Source organism: Proteobacteria bacterium CG1_02_64_396 (assembly GCA_001872725.1).
Taxonomy (GTDB): Bacteria; Pseudomonadota; MNWR01; order CG1-02-64-396; family CG1-02-64-396; genus CG1-02-64-396.
In genome coordinates this window covers 1-17,646 of the sequence record MNWR01000091.1, presented here as the reverse complement: position 1 = coordinate 17,646, position 17,646 = coordinate 1, and the positions used below count along the sequence as shown (strand labels likewise).

At 59.3% G+C, this 17,646-nt stretch carries 17 protein-coding genes; 10 read left to right on the top strand and 7 right to left on the bottom strand.

Annotation, left to right across the window (positions count from 1 at the left end):
- Position 1: 1 nt before the first annotated feature.
- Positions 2-1,078, top strand: a complete 1,077-nt coding sequence (locus tag AUJ55_10675) for a peptide chain release factor 1 (protein OIO55194.1) — start codon at positions 2-4, stop codon at positions 1,076-1,078.
- Positions 1,075-1,926: a protein-(glutamine-N5) methyltransferase, release factor-specific gene (locus tag AUJ55_10670; protein ID OIO55193.1), complete on the top strand. Its 852-nt coding sequence runs from the start codon at positions 1,075-1,077 to the stop codon at positions 1,924-1,926. Before AUJ55_10675 ends, AUJ55_10670 begins: the two co-directional genes overlap by 4 nt.
- A gap of 253 nt (positions 1,927-2,179) precedes the next feature.
- On the opposite strand, the gene AUJ55_10665 is transcribed toward AUJ55_10670, so the two are convergent.
- Complete coding sequence (locus AUJ55_10665) at positions 2,180-3,064, bottom strand: hypothetical protein (GenBank protein OIO55226.1); 885 nt, start codon at positions 3,062-3,064, stop codon at positions 2,180-2,182.
- A 23-nt stretch (positions 3,065-3,087) separates the two neighbouring features.
- Positions 3,088-3,855, bottom strand: a complete 768-nt coding sequence (locus AUJ55_10660) for a hypothetical protein (GenBank protein OIO55192.1) — start codon at positions 3,853-3,855, stop codon at positions 3,088-3,090.
- Between the two features lie 224 nt (positions 3,856-4,079).
- On the opposite strand from AUJ55_10660, the gene AUJ55_10655 reads away from it, so the two are divergent.
- The 3 genes from AUJ55_10655 (at position 4,080) to AUJ55_10645 (ending at position 7,918) form a co-directional block, all read left to right on the top strand.
- Positions 4,080-4,286 (top strand): 50S ribosomal protein L31, encoded by a 207-nt coding sequence (locus AUJ55_10655; protein ID OIO55191.1) that lies wholly within the window; start codon positions 4,080-4,082, stop codon positions 4,284-4,286.
- A 735-nt stretch (positions 4,287-5,021) separates the two neighbouring features.
- Positions 5,022-6,338 (top strand): hypothetical protein, encoded by a 1,317-nt coding sequence (locus AUJ55_10650; GenBank protein ID OIO55190.1) that lies wholly within the window; start codon positions 5,022-5,024, stop codon positions 6,336-6,338.
- Positions 6,339-6,601: 263 nt separating this feature from the next.
- Positions 6,602-7,918 carry a 16S rRNA (cytosine(967)-C(5))-methyltransferase gene (locus tag AUJ55_10645; GenBank protein ID OIO55189.1) on the top strand — a complete coding sequence of 439 codons (1,317 nt, stop codon included), beginning with the start codon at positions 6,602-6,604 and terminating at the stop codon, positions 7,916-7,918.
- On the opposite strand, the gene AUJ55_10640 is transcribed toward AUJ55_10645, so the two are convergent.
- Positions 7,915-8,853 (bottom strand): hypothetical protein, encoded by a 939-nt coding sequence (locus AUJ55_10640; protein OIO55188.1) that lies wholly within the window; start codon positions 8,851-8,853, stop codon positions 7,915-7,917. The genes AUJ55_10645 and AUJ55_10640 overlap by 4 nt on opposite strands.
- Positions 8,854-8,914: 61 nt before the next feature.
- On the opposite strand from AUJ55_10640, the gene AUJ55_10635 reads away from it, so the two are divergent.
- Genes AUJ55_10635 through AUJ55_10625 form a run of 3 tightly spaced genes read left to right on the top strand, consistent with a single transcriptional unit; the run spans position 8,915 to position 11,413 of the window.
- Entirely contained in the window at positions 8,915-9,985 is a 1,071-nt protein-coding gene (locus AUJ55_10635; GenBank protein OIO55187.1) for a tRNA (5-methylaminomethyl-2-thiouridylate)-methyltransferase, read from the top strand.
- Positions 9,969-10,214 (top strand): SirA family protein, encoded by a 246-nt coding sequence (locus tag AUJ55_10630; protein ID OIO55186.1) that lies wholly within the window; start codon positions 9,969-9,971, stop codon positions 10,212-10,214. Before AUJ55_10635 ends, AUJ55_10630 begins: the two co-directional genes overlap by 17 nt.
- A gap of 41 nt (positions 10,215-10,255) precedes the next feature.
- Positions 10,256-11,413, top strand: coding sequence for a hypothetical protein (locus AUJ55_10625; protein ID OIO55225.1), 1,158 nt, complete (start codon positions 10,256-10,258; stop codon positions 11,411-11,413).
- Positions 11,414-11,520: 107 nt separating this feature from the next.
- Here AUJ55_10625 and AUJ55_10620 read toward each other — a convergent pair whose 3' ends face one another.
- Genes AUJ55_10620 through AUJ55_10610 form a run of 3 tightly spaced genes read right to left on the bottom strand, consistent with a single transcriptional unit; the run spans position 11,521 to position 15,208 of the window.
- Positions 11,521-12,882: a magnesium transporter gene (locus tag AUJ55_10620; protein ID OIO55224.1), complete on the bottom strand. Its 1,362-nt coding sequence runs from the start codon at positions 12,880-12,882 to the stop codon at positions 11,521-11,523.
- Positions 12,883-12,887: 5 nt separating this feature from the next.
- Positions 12,888-14,180, bottom strand: a complete 1,293-nt coding sequence (locus AUJ55_10615) for a hypothetical protein (protein OIO55185.1) — start codon at positions 14,178-14,180, stop codon at positions 12,888-12,890.
- The gene (locus tag AUJ55_10610; protein OIO55184.1) at positions 14,177-15,208 is read right to left on the bottom strand and encodes an A/G-specific adenine glycosylase; all 1,032 of its coding nucleotides are present in this window, start codon (positions 15,206-15,208) and stop codon (positions 14,177-14,179) included. Before AUJ55_10610 ends, AUJ55_10615 begins: the two co-directional genes overlap by 4 nt.
- Before the next feature lie 12 nt (positions 15,209-15,220).
- On the opposite strand from AUJ55_10610, the gene AUJ55_10605 reads away from it, so the two are divergent.
- Both AUJ55_10605 and AUJ55_10600 read left to right on the top strand, forming a co-directional pair.
- Complete coding sequence (locus tag AUJ55_10605; GenBank protein ID OIO55183.1) at positions 15,221-15,808, top strand: hypothetical protein; 588 nt, start codon at positions 15,221-15,223, stop codon at positions 15,806-15,808.
- A 74-nt stretch (positions 15,809-15,882) separates the two neighbouring features.
- On the top strand, positions 15,883-17,100 hold the full coding sequence (locus tag AUJ55_10600; GenBank protein ID OIO55182.1) for a hypothetical protein: 1,218 nt from the start codon (positions 15,883-15,885) through the stop codon (positions 17,098-17,100).
- On the opposite strand, the gene AUJ55_10595 is transcribed toward AUJ55_10600, so the two are convergent.
- A partial coding sequence (locus AUJ55_10595) for a hypothetical protein (GenBank protein ID OIO55181.1) occupies positions 17,080-17,646 on the bottom strand: 567 nt, incomplete at its 5' end. The two genes, AUJ55_10600 and AUJ55_10595, sit on opposite strands and share 21 nt — an antisense overlap.

The window sequence follows — 17,646 nt, the reverse complement described above, 5'->3', positions numbered from 1 at the left end:
CATGACCACGCTGCCCCTTGGCCGCCTGGAAGAGATGGCCCAGCGCCTGGCCGAGCTTGAGGCGGCCTTGGTCGATCCCATCATCGCCGCCGATCCCCCCAAACTCACCGCATTAAGCCGTGAACATGCCCAACTGGAACCCCTCGTGGCACAGTTCCGACAGTGGCAGTCGCTCGGTGCCCAAATGGCCGACCTCGAAGAATTGATCGCAAGCGAATCGGGGGAGATGGTCGAACTTGCCGAGTTCGAGCTTGGGGAACTAAGCCAAAAGCGCCGGGCACTGGCCAGCGATCTGATACGCAGCATGCGCCCGCGTCACCCTTTCGCCGACCGCCCCGCCATTCTTGAAATCAGAGCCGGGACCGGGGGGGACGAGGCCTCCCTGTTTGCTGTCGATCTGCTCAAAATGTACGTGCGCGATGCCCAAGTACACGGCTTGAAGGTTGAGGAATTGGAGATGGCTCCGACCGAGGTGGGGGGGCTGCGCGAAGCGGTGATCCAGATTCAGGGCAGTGGATCCTTCGAACGTTATCAGTTCGAAAGTGGGGTTCATCGTGTGCAGCGCGTTCCCGAGACCGAAAACCAAGGACGGATCCATACCAGCGCCTGCACCGTGGCGGTGCTTCCCGAACCGGAAGAGGTCGAGGTCGAACTCAATCCCAACGAGCTGCGCATCGACGTTTATCGCTCCTCAGGGCCCGGGGGGCAGAGCGTCAACACCACTGATTCGGCTGTGCGCATCACCCACATTCCCACTGGGGTGGTGGTCATTTGCCAAGACGAAAAGTCGCAGCACAAGAACAAAGCCAAAGCGATGAAGATCCTGCGCGCCCGTTTGTTCGACCGGGCCGCCGAGCAGGCCCATTCGTCGCGGGCCGAAATGCGCCGTCTTCAGGTCGGCTCGGGGGATCGCTCCGAGCGGATTCGTACCTACAACTTCCCGCAAAACCGTGTCACCGACCACCGTATCAACGTCACCATCTACCGGCTCGACGAGGTCATTTCAGGGCTACTTGACCCCTTGATTGAACCTCTCCTCGACGCCCAGGAGGCGCTGGCCGAGGGTTCTCGTTCTTGAATCCCCCCCTTTGGACCATCCGAACGATTTTGTTGGAGGCTGCCCGACTGTTCGAAAAGAGCGGCTCCGACACCCCCCGCCTCGACGGTGAGTTGTTACTCGCCCACACCCTAAGATTGCGTCGACTCGATCTCTACCTCGACCGTGATCGCCCCTTGTCATCCGAAGAACGTGAGGCGTATCGCCTGCTGGTTCGTCGCCGCATGAAGGGGGAGCCGGTCGCCTATCTGATCGGGGAGCGAGAGTTTTTCGGCCGTTCCTTTCATGTTTCGCCCGCCGTGTTGATTCCCCGCCCCGATACCGAGGTGGTGGTGGAACTGGCTTTGGGTTTGATGCGCAGCCATGACCTGCACCGGGTGGTTGACGTCGGGACCGGTTCGGGAATTATCGCCGCCACCCTAGCCTTGGAGCGGCCCGATGCCTGGGTGGTCGGCAGCGACATCAGTTCGGCAGCGATTGCCGTGGCCTGCGCCAACGGGGCTGCTTTGCAGGCACCTTGTTGCTGGCTTCAAGGATCGCTGCTCGATTGGGCAGGTGATCAAGCCTTTTCACTGGTGGTCTCCAACCCCCCCTACATCGCCCATGACGATGCGCGGGTGCAAAAAGAGGTGGCCGCTTTCGAACCCCATCTGGCCCTGTTTTCCTCAAACGAGGGGTGGCATCACCTGGATTGTTTGCTGCGTGAGGGGATTCGGGTGTTGCAGCCACAAGGGTGGCTGGCGTTGGAGTGCGGCGACGGTCAAGGAGAGGAACTCATCGTCCGGGGGGGATCCTATGGCTACGCCCGCTTCGAAAGGGGATTCGACATCGAGGGGCGTTTACGCGCCGTGGCAATGCAGCGCCCATGAACTTCTCATTGGATGCATCCGAGGTGTTGCCATGAAACCCGAATATTTTTGTGACTTGCAGTATCAACCGGTCGTCGACTGCTCCCAGCGCCGTCGCGCCTCTCGCGACGACGTGGAGCAGGACACTGGCTGGCCTTGCGACTGCGGTCATACTACGACCCCCCCATACTGCGACGGTTTCAGCCACGCTGAGTAACACCGGGGGCAGCCATTAACAACAAAAAGGGGCGCCATCGGGCGCCCCTTTTTGTTGTTAATGGCTGCCGGCCCGTTCGATCCAGGCCATCAACGCTTCAAGTTCTTGGTCCGATGGGATCTTCAGCACCACCTCCCGCACACCCCCCTTTTTGGCCTTGTGGGCCACCTCAATCCCCTTGTGGGCCATCACTTGACCCAAACGGTGCATCCAGGGTTCGTGATGCTGGGTCGCGTTCATCCCCGAATCGGGGCGATCTGCTGAGGTCTCATCCCCAAGTGTTTTTCGATATTGCTGAATCTTGCGTTCAAGAACACGCACGTTCCAATTCTGGTCAATGCAGACTCGCGCCATCTCTTTTTGGTCTTCGGGCGACTCGATGCCGAGCAGTGCCCGCGCATGACCCTGACTCAGCGAACCATCCCGAACCAGGTTTTGAATCGCCTCGGGTAGAGTCAGCAGACGCATCAGGTTGCTGATGGCCGGTCGGCTCATCCCTAACTGTTTACCAACCTGCTCCTGGGTCAACTGAAACTCCATAATCAGTCTGCGAATGCCTACCCCCCGTTCCACCGGATTAAGCTCTTGCCGTTGCAGGTTCTCGATCAAACCGATGGCCAGCGCCATCTGATCGGTCATCTCCCGGATGATGACCGGAACCGTCAATAGCCCGATTTTTTGGGCCGCCCGCCAACGCCGTTCACCGGCAACAATCTCATATCCCCCATTCATTGCTTCACGCACAACAATGGGTTGGACGATGCCGTGTTCCTCAATCGACTGCGCCAAAGCATCCAATTCGGCTTCGTCAAAGTAAGAACGGGGTTGAAAACGACCGGGGGCAATGTCGCTTACAGGCAGTTCCGACACGGCCCGATGGTTGGTTTCAACCGTAGGGCCCAGCAATGCATCCAAACCGCGGCCTAGACCACGTCGCGGCATTGGCCCCTTGTTTTTGGTTGAACTCACTTGGATTTCCTCTTGAACAGTCGCGCGACGATCTCTTCAACCAGCGCCTCATAGGCGATCGAACCGCTCGATTTTGGGTCGTATTCGTGAATCGGCATTCCAAACGAGGGGGCTTCGCTCAGCCGGACGTTGCGAGGAATCAGGGTTTCGAACACCTTGGATGAGAAGAACCGGGCCACCTCATCGCGTACCTGGCCCGCTAAATTGTTTCGGGCATCAAACATGGTCATCACCACCCCCAACAATTCGAGTTGGGGATTAAAACGCTCCTGAACCTTCAGAACCGTTTTCATCAGCTGACCCAAGCCCTCCAAGGCAAAAAACTCGCTTTGTACTGGGACCAGGATGCTGTGGCTGGCGACAAAGGCGTTGAGGGTGAGCAGATTCAACGCGGGGGGGCAATCGATGATGACGGCATCGCCGCTGTATTCGGCCAACACCGTTTTGAGCCGTCGCTCCCGCCCCTGCTGGCCGGCCATCATGGTCTCAAACCCCGAAAGGTCGACCCTGCCACGCAGCAGTTCCAATTTGGGTCGTACCTCCATCAAACCCTTGGACAGAGGAACCTCGCCAATCAGGGTTTCAAAGGTGCCGGGGTGGTCATTCTCTTTCGAAACCCCCAATCCAGTGGTGGCATTCCCCTGGGGATCCAAGTCGACCAGGGCAACGCGATAACCGGCACGGGCCAAACCGTCGGCCACGTTGATGGCGCTGGTGGTCTTTCCCACCCCACCCTTTTGATTGGCAACACTAATGATCTTCATGAACCCCCCGTTTCACGTGAAACATGAATGAATCATAGCAATGAATCCAAATATTGCTTAACGATACATGGCTCGGGTGGGGTTGGTGTAGTCCGACGATGTTTGTGTGGGACCGCCTAAAACGATACTTTTTATAAAGCTTGAATCTCTATGGAGGATCAGTAAGATCCGCCCCCTTTTTCTATGCGACATCCTACAAAGCCTCTCGAAAGGAGGATCTATCCATGAAGTCGGATATTCATCCCAACTATCAAGACATCACGGTTACCTGTTCCTGCGGCTCCGTGATTGAGACCCGCTCAACCCGCGGCGACGATTTCATCGTTGACGTCTGTTCCTCTTGCCACCCCTTCTATACCGGCAAAGAGAAACTGATTGATACCGCTGGCCGTGTGGACCGTTTCAATCGCAAGTATGGTCGCTCCAACTAAGCAAGCGCTGGTTGTGGATTAAAAAAGGGGCCTGTTGGCCCCTTTTTTTTTGGACGTATCTTGTGATGAGTAGCCATTGGCGGGAGGCTAGGAGTCTGTCGGACTTGAGATCGTCCTACTGCGCCGGCGGGTAATCGGTCCAAATTCCCCCGGTTTTTCGTCACATAGCCACCACTATGATCCTCAAAACCGTGAAAATTTGGCCTCGATTCCCCACTCGGCTCGCTACGGACGCTCAAGCCCGACAGACTCCTAGGCATCTATCCCTAACCACCAGTGAAGACGCATGAAGTCAAAACCGAAATCGACCCGTCGGGGACTTCAACCTATTGGGGGGCTTTTGACCTCAAGCGGTGAGGGTGCGCTCGGCACCGTGGGTGCTCTGTTAAAGGCCAAACGGCAACTTAACCCTCTCCTCCCCCCTTCAGTACAACCTCATGTTCGCTTCCTTCAGATTGATCGCGGCACCCTGACCTTATTGGTCGATCACCCTGCTTGGAGAACCCAATTACAACCCCTTGAAGGGATGTTTCGGCAGGTGTTGGGCTTGCCGGAATTGCGGTTTCGCTACCGGGTAGCACGACTGGGCCAAACCGGTTCGAGCCAAAACGCTCAATCGGGACCAGCCCCTGCGTCGCTGCATCACCGTTCCTACCGCGATGCATCTGAACCTGTTGAAGTCAAAATTGCCCGTTGGAAAACCCTCTTGGCATCCATTCCACGGGGGAAGAAATCTTGAATTTCGACTTGGTGGGATTACCCCTTTTGTTGATTCCCGCTCTTGCCGGGTTCTTTGAGATCTTCTGGCTCGATCACCGCGTGCGGTGGATGGGGCATGGCTTGGCGGTTGCCTTATGGTGGATCACCTGGAGCTTTTGTGATCCCCAACTAACCCTGGCCTCTTGGACCATCCACCCCGAATCGTTCTGGTTTCTAACCACATTGGGTTTGGTTTGGAGTCTGACCATACCAGTGCTTGAGGGAATTCGGTTTTGCGGCCTGAGTCACCCAATGACCAGTGTTGCGGGTAACTGGGCCTTTGCCATCGCGATGGTTGCTTTAGGGATTCAACAACCGCTTTGGCTCACCGTCTCTGTTTTGGCACTGGCCATCGTGTTTGACTGGAATCTCGGGACGCGTACCCCAACCCACGACTTTTTTTCGTGGGGCATTCAGGTGGTGGTGTTGATCTTGTTGGGTCGTGTTTTTGAAGAGGACGAGGTGGGTGCGTTCATCTTGGCATTGGCCTGGTGGCGATTGATGAACCTTCCACCCTTTCATGGCTTTTGGAAGCGCTTTCAGAGTCAGCCTGTTGCGGGGGTGGTGGTTGTAGCCATGGGGGTGACCCCCATTGTGGGTTGCCACGAACTTATCGAAATGGGGACGCCCGCGCAGTGGATGAGTTTATTCGGGTTACTCTCAAGTTTTTGGATGGGCCGGGAGATTTTGTCCAAGGGCCTATTCAGAGCTTGGTGGGCATGGCACCCCCTGCTCATCAGTGTGTGGATCACCTTGTGGGGCATTCTTGAAATACCGACATCAGTGTTGCTGCAGGCTCATCTAGGGACCATGTTGGCACTGACATGGTGGGTCGGCATCATGGCCGTGATGAAACTTGAGGTGAGACCCGGGGCGAGTGTCCCCTCTGCTGCACGCTCATCTTTGATGATTCCTCTGGTTCTTTTAGTACCCGGTCCATGGACTGCGTTGGGATTTGCCGCATTGGCCCCATTGAGTTTTTTTTGGAACAGCTGGCAGGATGATCGACTCGTGCAGATCCCTGGGATTTCATTGGTGATTGAGGGTGGTGTTGCATTCGTCGCGTTGGTCGCAACTGCTTTACTGATGTGGCTGACGCTCGTTTTGGTCAGTCTCTATCGGGGCTATAAGGAATTGATCCAACCTGGGAACCCCTACCTGAGGTTTTTCTTTAATCCCGCGTTGGCTGTCGCTCAGTTTTTGATCGGCATGACCCTGCTGATGGTGACTTGGGGCGATTTAGGGTTTGTCGATATGGCGAGGGACTGGGCGGTGCGTTGGTTGGAGTCTTGAGGCTACCTCTTCAATCCGGGAGGAAAATGGTTGTGCGCGGAGTTGGTCAAAGGGTTTTCGTCTATAAAGAAGGTTTTAAAGAAATAGGAATAGTAGTTAGGCATGGAAAGGGCTGTTGAAAGAGCATCCAAGTTACTGAAAACCAAACCGAACTCATCCATGTACACCCAAGAGATCGGGAGTTGATGACATGGTTGGTTGGGTGTACAGGCTGTTTCAAACCGACTTATCAAAAGTTTTCACGTGAAACATCGAGGTTGATTGTGGGAAAACAGGACGCGGCGGATCGGCGCAATCCGCGCTGGCACGCATTCCAGGTATTGCAAGAGGTTGATCGGGGTCGCCGCTTGGGGGTGCTTCCTCCTGCGGGATTGTCTTCAAAAGATCAAGGGCTCTTCCGGGAACTGGTCAGTGGCGTGGTCCGTTGGCGTAGTTGGATCGATTGGCAGATCGACCGCTTGCTCAGCAAGCCTTTGCATGATGACGAGGTGGGTTATGCCCTGCGTCAGGTGCTGCGTATCGGGATATACCAGATGGCCTTCACCGACCGCATCCCTCCTCACGCCGCAGTGTCGACTGCAGTCGATTTGGCCAGTGGGTTGCGGTTGCCCCATAACCTGGTCAATGCGCTGCTACGCCGGTTTGCCGCCGAAGAGCGCCACCCAGAACCGCCTCGCCTGGCAGAACGTTTCAGCGTTCCCGATTGGTTTGTGCGGCGGATCAAACGTCAGGCAACGGGACGCCATCCCGAAGACTTAGAGGCGACGTTACGCTGGATGCAAACCCGAGCCCCCCTCACCCTGCGATGGGATACCCGAAAGGTCGAGGGTCCGTTTGTGCGGGAGCAGTTGGCGGCCAAAGGGATTAAATCGGTGTTCAGCCCTTGGGCGCCTTTTGCTTTGATCCTTCCCGAGTTTCGCGGGGCGGTACAGGAGATCCCCGGTTTTGAAGAGGGGTGGTGGCGCATTCAGGACGAGGCGGCTCAGATCGTCACCACCTTTCTCGATCCGCAACCGGGGGAGCGGGTGCTGGATGCCTGCGCCGCGCCTGGGGGAAAAACCGAAGATATGGTGCAGCGTATGGGGGGTCAGGGGAGCGTGGTGGCGATGGAATTTAAACGCGAGCGGATGCAAAGCCTTGAAGAGCTGGCCGCACGAGAAAAAATCGTCCGGGTGGTTAGGGGCGATGCCCGCCACCCCTTGCTGCCCGAGGCGACCTTCGACCGGATTTTGGTGGACGCCCCCTGCTCCGGTTCAGGAACCTGGCGGCGCCATCCCGATGGCAAGTGGCTCAAGAAAGATGAGGACATCCCCGCCTACCTTGAGCGGAACCTGCACATTATCAAAGGGCTGACACCATTGCTTAAACCGGGAGGGGTTCTGGTCTATTGCACCTGCTCAATCCTTGAAGAGGAGGACGAAGAGGTGGTGCGGACCGCATTGCACGAAATCCCCGATCTGAAGCTCGACCCCTTGCCCGATTTATTGGGGTTGCCCATGCGCAGCGGCATGTTCCGTTCGCCTTTGGTCGAGGGGGGGATGGACGGCTTCTTCTCGGCCCGCTTTCGTAAGGTGGGTTAATCCCCGCGCTCAAGAGGCGCAAGTAGAGCGCATAGGGTTTGATTGACCGGGGTGGGGATTCCGGCGGCACGCCCCAGTCGGACCACCTCCCGGTTCATGGCATCGAGTTCCAACGGTTTGCCCCCCTCCCTGTCTTGCAACATCGATGTTTTCACGTGGGCGCCCCCGGTGCGGGTGGACTCCAGGGTTTGATCGGCAAAGGTATCCTCAATCCGAACCCCTTGGGCACGGGCCACTGCAATGGTCTCAATCATGGCGCTGCGAACCGTGTCGACCTGCTCGGGGTGAATCAGCAGTTCGTGGACCCACTGCCCGGTTAAACAGGTAAAGGCGTTGAAGCCGCAGTTCCAGACCATCTTTTTCCAGGCAGCCTGCTGGATGTTGCGGCTGCGATGGGCCGCAATCCCCGCCTGTTGCATCAGGGTTAGCCAGCGTTCGACCGAAGACCCCTCCCCCGCCGGCCAAACCCCCAGGGTGAGGCTTCCAGCGGCGGTGTGGCCAATGACCCCAGGTTGTTCCACCCGCGAGCCAATGAATGCGATGCCGCCCAAAACCGTGGCATGAGGAAAACGGCGTTGTAGGGTTGGGGTGGCGGTGATGCCGTTGAGCAGCGGAATCACCACCGTCTGAGCGCCGATGGCGGGGGCGATGCGCTGAAGGGCCGAAGGTAAGTGGTGGTGTTTAACCGCAACGACCACCGCATCGAACGGGGGGAGATCGTCGATGTTCTCCCTGGCATCGACCGGGATGTGTGCGTCACCGTCGATGCTGTGCAGGGTTAATCCCCCCGTTTTCAGCGCTTGCAGGTGTGCCCCCCGGGCCAAAAAGGTGACCGCGGCTGTACCGTGTTGGGCCAAACGTCCGCCGAAGTAGCCACCAACGCCACCAGCCCCGACAATCAAGATGCGGGGTCGATTCGAATGTATGGGGTCCATCGGCTTACCTCACGATTTATGAGCTACCGGAGCAATCCGGATTGAACGAAGAAGGTTTTATATGAACGACGTCATCACCCACCAGGGGCAGCGCCCCATTCGAGCCCTGGGGATGCTATCCGGGGGGCTCGATTCGATCTTGGCGGTGCGTATGCTGCAAAATCAAGGGATCGAGGTCGAATGTGTCAACTTCTACACCGGATTTTGCGTCACCGGCCACACCCAGGCGTTGCGCAGCAACAAAGATGGGACGATGAAGCAGCACGACGCCTTGGCGGCCGCCGAACAGCTAGGAGTGAAGCTGCACATCGAGGATATCTCAGAGGACTACGTTGAGATCGTTACCAACCCTCGCTACGGCTACGGCAAGAACGTTAATCCCTGCTTAGACTGCAAAATTTTTATGGTGCAGAAGGCCAAACAGATGATGGAGACGATGGGGTTCGATTTTGTCTTCACCGGTGAGGTGCTGGGGGAGCGCCCCATGAGTCAGCGTCGGGATACCTTCCCGGTGATCGAGCGAGACGCCGAAATGAGGGGGTGGCTGCTGCGTCCCCTTTCGGCGCAGCTGCTGCCCGAAACCGAGCCCGAAAAAAAAGGGTGGGTCGACCGGAGCAAACTGGGCCGTATCGGTGGAAGATCGCGCAAGCCTCAACTGGCGCTGGTCCGCCAGTTCGACATCAAGGAGTTCCCCCAACCGGCAGGGGGATGCTGTTTTCTGACCGATGAAAATTATGCCCGGCGGTTGAAAGACATGTGGCAGGTGCGCGGTTCGCGCCGCTACACCATGGACGACATTGTGTTGCTGAAGGTGGGGCGCCACCTGCGCATCAACCCCCAATACAAGCTGATCGTGGGACGCGAAGAGGGGGAAAACCACTATCTGCAAGGCTACAGCGACCGCTTCGATACCCTGCGCGCCGAGGTGGTCCCCGGCCCGGTGGTGCTGGTGGACGGCAATTTAGAAAGTGAGGAAGAGGCTGAACGTGCCATGCGTATCACCGCCCGCTTCGGCAAGGGGCGCGGGGATGCCACAGTGGCCATCGTCCTACGCCGAAAAACGGGGGAGCAGATTGTCCGCGAGGTCGCCCCTTTGCCCGCTGAGGAGGTCGACCATGACTGGTACCTCTGAGCTGGAGCAGCTCGACTGCCGGGGTTTGCTCTGCCCACTACCGGTCATTCGCACCCAGAAGAGGGTCAAAGAGATGCAGCCGGGCAGCCGCTTGCAGATTCTCGCCAGCGATCCGGGCGCCGCCGTCGACATTCCCGCCTGGTGTCGGATTCATGGCCATGAGGTGATTGAACAGCAGGTTGATGGGCGTTCGGTGCGCATCGTGGTTCAGATTGGAGGGGCGGGTTGAGCAGCCATCGCCACCAGGTAGATCTCGCCGAGCGCGCCCTGATGGGGACACAGCGGCAGGAGCGGGCCCGTGAAATCGCCAGAGTGACCTGGGTCGGCGCGGGGCTGAACACCCTGCTCGCCTTGGGAAAAACCGTCGGCGGTGTCATGGGCCACTCCACCGCGCTGGTCGCCGACGGGCTGCACTCGCTATCGGATCTGCTTTCGGACGGGGTCATCCTGGTCACCAACAAAATCGGTGGGGCCGAGGCGGATGAAAACCATCCCTATGGCCACGGCAAATTCGAAACCGTAGGTCAGGTGGTGCTCGCCCTGATTCTGGTCGGGGTAGGCATCGGTTTGATCGCCGACGCCCTGACCCACATCGGTCGGGGCGATCTGGTCCAGCCCCACACCCTCACCCTGTGGATTGTCCTCGTTTCAATCGTGAGCAAGGAATGGCTCTACCACTACACGGTGCGGGTGGCCCGAAAGCTTCATTCCAAAAGCCTGGAAGCCAACGCCTGGCACCACCGCTCCGACGCCCTGTCGTCGGTGGGGGCCATGGCTGGGATCGTAGGGGGGCTGTTTGGGTACCCGGTCTTTGACGCCATCGCCGGTGTGGTGGTGGGGGGGATTGTGGTTCACGTTGGGGGATCCATCGGACTTCAGGGGTTTCGCGATCTGACCGACGCCAGCGTCGAGAAGGGGCTACGCCAAGAGATCAAACGTGAGATCGCCGAGGTTGCTGGGGTGGTCGACTTGCACATGTTCAAGGCCCGCCGCTTGGGCAGCGAGGTGTTGGTCGATGTGCATGTTCAAGTGCCGGACCGCATCAGCGTTTCGGAGGGGCATCAGATCGCCGAGCGGGTGCGACGGACCATCGTGCAGAAGGTCCCCACTGTGAGCGACGTGATGGTCCACATCGATCCTGAAGAAGATGTGGTCGGGGTGGCGATCCTCCCCAGCCGCGAGGAATACAAAAGCCGGTTTGCCGCCATGGTATCGATCGACGGTCTTGAGGTGGTGGATGTGACGCTGCACTACCTCGGGGGAGAGGTGGAGATCGATCTGCACCTGAGGGTCAACCCGACTTGGACCATCGAACAGGCCCAAACCCAGGCCCAACATCTGGTAGAGCATTCTCGGCAGTGGGAGCGGGTTTCTCGGGTCAAGGCGGTCCTGGAACTACCCCCTATCGGCTCGATTGGACCGAGCTGACCCCTTCAGAAAAGATTTTGAGCCCCTCAAAACGCGACGATTCTAATATTTTCTTTATTTTACAATGGTTTGAAAACAATCCAAACACGTCGAAAGTTAGCGATTGCTCACGACCCAAGCAACATCGTCTGGGCCAGTCCCAAAAAGGCGAAGAACCCGATGACGTCGGTCAGGGTCGTGAGCAGAATGCCCGAAGCAAGTGCCGGGTCGATGTTCATCTTTTTCAGCGCCAGCGGGATCAGACTTCCGGCCAGCCCAGCGACCAACAGATTGATCATCATCGCAAGTCCAATCACCACCCCCAAGCGGCTGCCCAGGTCGGGGAACCACCAGCTGGCCACCACACCCAGCACCAGGGCAAAGGCCAGCCCGTTGACCATCCCCACTCCCACCTGTTTGACGACCAACGGCATGGCATTGCGGGGGGTGATCCTGCCCAGCGCCAAGCCGCGCACAATGACGGTCAGGGTTTGAGTCCCGGCGTTGCCCCCCATCGAGGCGACAATCGGCATCAAGATCGCCAGCGCCACCACCTGGGCCAAGGTCGCCTCGAACAGAGAAATGACGTATGAGGCGCTGATCGCGGTAATCAGGTTCAGAAAAAGCCAGGCACCGCGTCGGGCCGCCGTCGGCAACACCGCGTCTTCAAGATCGTCCCCCTCGACGCCGCCCAGACGGTAGATGTCTTCGCTCGCCTCCTCGGTGATGACGTCGAAGATGTCGTCCGAGGTGATCCGTCCAATCAGGTGACCCGTCGCGTCGACCACCGGGAGACTGACCAAATCGTATTTCTCGAACAGGCGGGCGACCTCCTCCTGGTCAACCTCGGGCAGAACCCGCACCGGGTCGACATCGGCGAATTCGAGAACGGGTCGTCCCGGTTCGGCCAGAATCAATTGTCGAAACGACAGCTTGCCCTTCAGGTGGTTATCGTCGTCGACCAAAAAGATGGTGTGGATGCGGTCGACCTGACGACCAAAGCGGCGAAAGACCTCCATCACCTTTTCGGGGGGCCAGTCCTCGCGCACCTTGAACAGTTCGACCTGCATCAATCCGCCCGCAGTGTCTTCGGCGTAGCCGAGCAGATGCTCGACCTCGCGCCGGTCGGCGGCATCCATCTCAGAGACAATCTTCTGGGCAAGATCGTCGTCGAGTTCTTGAAGAAGGTCGGCGGCGTCGTCCGAATCCAGGTGGACCAAGGCGCCCGAAATCGAAGCCTCGCTCATATCTTCGAGCAGGTCTTCCCGTTGCCCCTCGGCCAGCTCCAGCAGCACCTCGCCCCGGGTTTCGTCGGGCAGAATCTCGACGACCCAGGCCCGGTCATCGGCGTCGAGGTCGGCGATGATCCGAGCGATGTCGGCTGGATGCAGGGGGGAGAGCAGGGCCATCACCGAGAAGGGATGACGGCGCTGCACCCGTTCAGAGATTTGAGGCAAAAGATCGAAGGGGTCCTTGGGGGTAAAGGGCATCACGATCAGGATTCCTCAGGCAGTCGTTCGATGCGCAGGCGGTCGACCCGGAGGTGATCCATCCGCAAGACGGTGAAACGATACGGGGCAAATTCGACCACATCCCCAGCCAGGGGAATCCGGCCAAGCCGCTCCATGATCGCCCCCCCCACGGTGTTGGCCTGTAGGGCCTCAACCTCCCAATCGAGTGCCCGCTCCACATCCCGAAGAGCCACCCATCCGGCCGCCTCCCACACCCCCTGTCCCAGCTCGGTGAGGGAGGGCCCCTCCTCCTCCTCCTCGTCGGCCTGGACCCCAGTGAAGTATTCGAACAGGTCGCGCCAGGTGACCAAGCCGGTCCAATCGCCATATTCGTCGATGACAATCGCCATCGTGGCGCTGGCCTTTTGCATGGTGCGCATCACCTCGTCGACCGGCAGGGTTTCAGGGATCAACAAAGGGGCCTGGTCGATCAAGGCGGCCAGATCCTCCCCCTGCTCCCCCCCTTTGATCCAATCGCGGGTGGCGACTACCCCAACCGCCCGTTCCTCAAGGTCGAACAGGGGATAGCGGGCATGCCAATGGGTGCGGATGGTTTTTGAAACCGCCTCGCAGCTCATGTCGGTGGTCAGGTAGGTGACATCGGGGCGGGCGACCATGATCTCTTGAACCGTGATCGAGCCCATTTCGAGGGCGCCTGCGATCACCCGGTGTTCCTCTTGGGGCAGGTGGCCGATGTCGGCGCTTTGTTCAATCAACAGCTGCAATTCATCGGTGGAATGGATGTGGGCCGAGTGAACCCCCGGCTTAAACCCAAACGGGCGCAGGACCAGGGTGGTGGTGATGCTGAGCAGCCGAATGAAGGGGTAAATCAGGTAAATGAAGGCCAACAGAGGCAGGGCGACGATCTCGGCGGTACGGGCGGCAAAGCGGATCGAAAAAACCTTGGGTGCCTGTTCTCCCACCACGATGTGCACCCCAGAAATCAGGCCGAAGGCGAGTAAAAAACCGATGGTGTGGGTGGTCGATTCTGCGTAGCCCAAGCGCTGAAGCGGTTCGGCCAGCAGATGCCCCATCGCCGGTTCCCCCACCCAGCCCAGCCCCAACGAGGCAAAGGTGATCCCCAGTTGGCAGGCGGCCAACGCCTCATCAAGCCTGAATTTGAGGTACTGCACCACCCGAGCCAGACGCACCCCATCGGCAATCCGGGTTTCAATGGTGGCAAGACCGGTGGAGACCATGGCGAACTCAGCCGCCACAAAAAAGGCGTTGGCCGCTACAAGCGCCAAAGCCAGGGTCAGGTAAAGCCAATCACTCATGAAGATTCCGCCGGGTGGGATGGGCTAAAACGATGGGGAAAATGACGGCGCAGCAATCGGCCGACCGGTTGTGGCAGCCCGAGGGACAATACCTCCCCCCAAGGGATGAGGGTACCGGGGGCATCCTCGACCCGATAGGGGATTAGCGTGAGCAGACGATGGGTCAGGCGATGGGAGATGGTTCCGAGAATCTCGAAAGGGGGAAGGGGCGGATCGTTTTGCACCGGCAGCGACCAGAGGCTACCCCAGATACCATGAGCCGGTCGTTTGGTCAGAATCACCCCCTCATCGCGTTCGGCAAGGAGCAGATGCCAAACCTCCTCTTGCACCTTTTGGGCGCTGCCACGTACTGGACGTTGAAGGATGGTTTGGCGCAGCAGCGCCAGGCAACTGGAACACCAGGGGCAATCGATGCAGCGGGGCTGGCGGGGCAAACAGAGGGTGGCTCCCAACTCCATAATCGCCTGGGTGTAATCGCCTGGTCTCTCCACCGAGGTTCGGGCCTGCGCCTCACGCCACAGCAGGTCGAGCCCACGCCCTCGGTCGGCAGGAAGATCGAGATCAAGCTGCCGGGTCAGTACCCGGCGCACGTTTCCGTCGAGAATTGGGGCCGGCAGAGCGAAGGCGATGGCGGCAATGGCGCCCGCCGTCGAACGCCCCACTCCGGGGAGCGAAGAAAGTGCTGCCACCGAGTCTGGGAACGAACCGCCCCAGGTGCGGACGATCTCCCCAGCCGCCCGGTGGAGCAGTCGCGCTCGGCGGTAATACCCCAGACCCGCCCACTCGTGCAAAACCGCATCCTCGTCGGCTGCGGCCAAGGCATTCACGATGGGAAACCGGGCCATAAAACGGGGAAATCGATCCAGGACCGTGGCAACCTGGGTCTGCTGCAACATGATTTCTGAAACCCAGATGGCATAGGGGTCGCGTGTATGCCGCCATGGCAGATCGCGGTGACCCCGGTCGTACCAAGCCAGTAAGGCAGAGGCCGCATCGAACGCTTGTGGGGGATGGTTATGCTGGGTCATGAAATCGGTCTGGTGGCAGGCTGGCTGGCCTTTGGGTTGTCCCATTCCTGGGCGGCCGGAAACGGTCCCAAACGGTGGATGGTGCTCCATGCACCGCGCTGGGCGCCGGCCTATCGCTTGATTTTCAATGGGGTTTCGACCGTGGCGGTGGCGGCCCTGTTGGGGCTGGAATACTTCACCCCGACCCCGAGGGCTTGGGATCCCTGGTCCCCCCCCTGGGGTTGGGCGGTGATGATCGCCGATGTGGCCGCCCTCGTCTTGTTCCTCGATACCTTGAGACGTTACGACCTGAGCCACTTTGCCGGAACCAAGCAGTGGCGGGCCCGCAATCTGAATGTACCTGATCGGTTTGTTGAAGAGGGGGCGCTACGCTGGATTCGTCACCCCCTGTACACCGCCGGTTTGGTTCTGGTTTGGGGCCGACCTCTGGAGGCCGATCAGCTGGTTTCGGCCACCATGATTTCCCTCTATCTCGTGGTTGGGGCCCTCTTCGAGGAGCGCCGCCTGATGCAGCGGTTCGGGCAAACCTATGGCCCCTATCGCGAGCGTACCGGGATGTTCCTACCCCGGTGGTCCGCCGTGAAATTCGGGGCCCGATGATACCCGAGTGTTGTGATCGGATTTTAGCCTGCGTATCCTCCCCGCCCCTCCCCCGCCAAACAGCGGAGTATTGAATGAAACGCAAAGCAAGTTTGGGCATCGTGTTTGTCACCGTGATGCTCGATCTGATCGGTTTCGGCATGGTGCTGCCCCTCATGCCGCTGTATGCAAGCGACCCTCGCTTCTTGGCCACTCCCGTCCAGATCGGTTGGTTGATGGGGATTTACTCCCTGATGCAGTTTTTGTTCATGCCGCTCTGGGGGCGGATGTCGGATCGGTGGGGGCGGCGACCGGTGTTGTTGATCGGCCTGGCAGGATCGGCGATTTCGTATGCCGTCTACGGCTGGGCCGAATCGTTGATGGTGCTCTTTGTGAGCCGGGCAGTGGCCGGCGTGATGGGGGCCAACATCGCCACCGCCCAGGCCATCGTGGCCGACATTACCCCCCCCGAAAAACGGGCTGCGGGGATGGGAATGATCGGCGCGGCCTTCGGCCTCGGTTTTGTCATGGGTCCGGCACTGGGTGGGGTACTTTCCCAGTGGGGCGGCATTGCCGCCGCGCCGTTGACCGCCGCAGTGTTAAGCGCTGTGAACCTGATTTTTGCCCTGTTCTTCTTGGCAGAAACCCGAGTACATGGTTTGCCGACCGCCAAGGCGTGGATCCACCCCCTAAGTTTGGCCCCTTGGAAAGAGGCGATGCGATATCCGGCGGTGTTGGCCTTGAGCGGCATGATCTTCCTGGTGATCGCCGCTTTTGCCGCCTTCGAGGTGGTTTTGCCGCTCTGGGGCGAGGCGAAGTTCGGTTGGACCATGGCGGACGCCGGGTGGGTGTTTGCCTACGTCGGTGTGTTGATTGTGCTGGTTCAGGGGGGGATGGTGCGGCGGGTGGTCCCCAAATGGGGTGAAAAAAAGGCGGCGCGGATTGGGTTGGCACTGATGACTGCGGGTCTGAGCTTGTTGTCGCTGTGGCATAACCAAACGGCGCTGTACCTGCTTTTGATCCCCATCGCTTTTGGCATGGGCCTGGTGAATCCAACCTTTTCGGCCCTGGTTTCGCTCAACAGCGATCCCGACCATCAGGGGACGATGCTGGGGCTGTTTCAGTCTCTCAGCGCTTTGGGTCGCGTGGTTGGGCCGGTCTTGGGGGGGATGATGTTCGCAGGGTTGGGGGAACGTACGTTTGTGATGTCGGGGGCGGTGATGGCGGTAGTGCTGATGGTGTTCGTCCAGCGGCAAACCATCATGCGCGATCATCGCCAGATGGCGGCAACCTCAGCAGGCGTCGGCGGCTGAGGAGCCCTCAAGGGCGTCGACCTGGGCCATCAACCAATCCCACCCCTGCTGCAAACGCAAAGCGTCGGTGGCGCTAACCCGAATCAAGGTTCCCTTTACCCCCTTGGTCTGCGGGTAGGATCCCAAATCGAGTTCGGGGTAGCTCGCGACAAAGTCTTCGAATGCGGGGGTCAACACCGATTCAAACAGGCGGGTCAGCCGTTCTTGGGTGTGGATCGTCGGTGCCTGAATGCTGTCGAGAACAGGCTGAACAATGGCCTCCATCGCCTGGGGAATGCCAGGGAGGACCACCACCCGCTCGATTTGAAATCCCGGCGCCCCGCCGGTGGGGTTGGCCAGAAGCAGGCTCCCCTCGGGTAGATCGGCCATCTTCTGGGCCATCTCAGAGACCGGTCCCCCGCGATACATCTCCATCATCCGTACCGCTTCGGCAAAGCGCACCAGCGGTCGCCCAAAAGCCTCGGCCACCGACTGACGAGTCAGGTCGTCGGGGGTCGGGCCGATGCCGCCGCAGGTGAAAACCCACCCCCCCTCCCCCACCCGCGC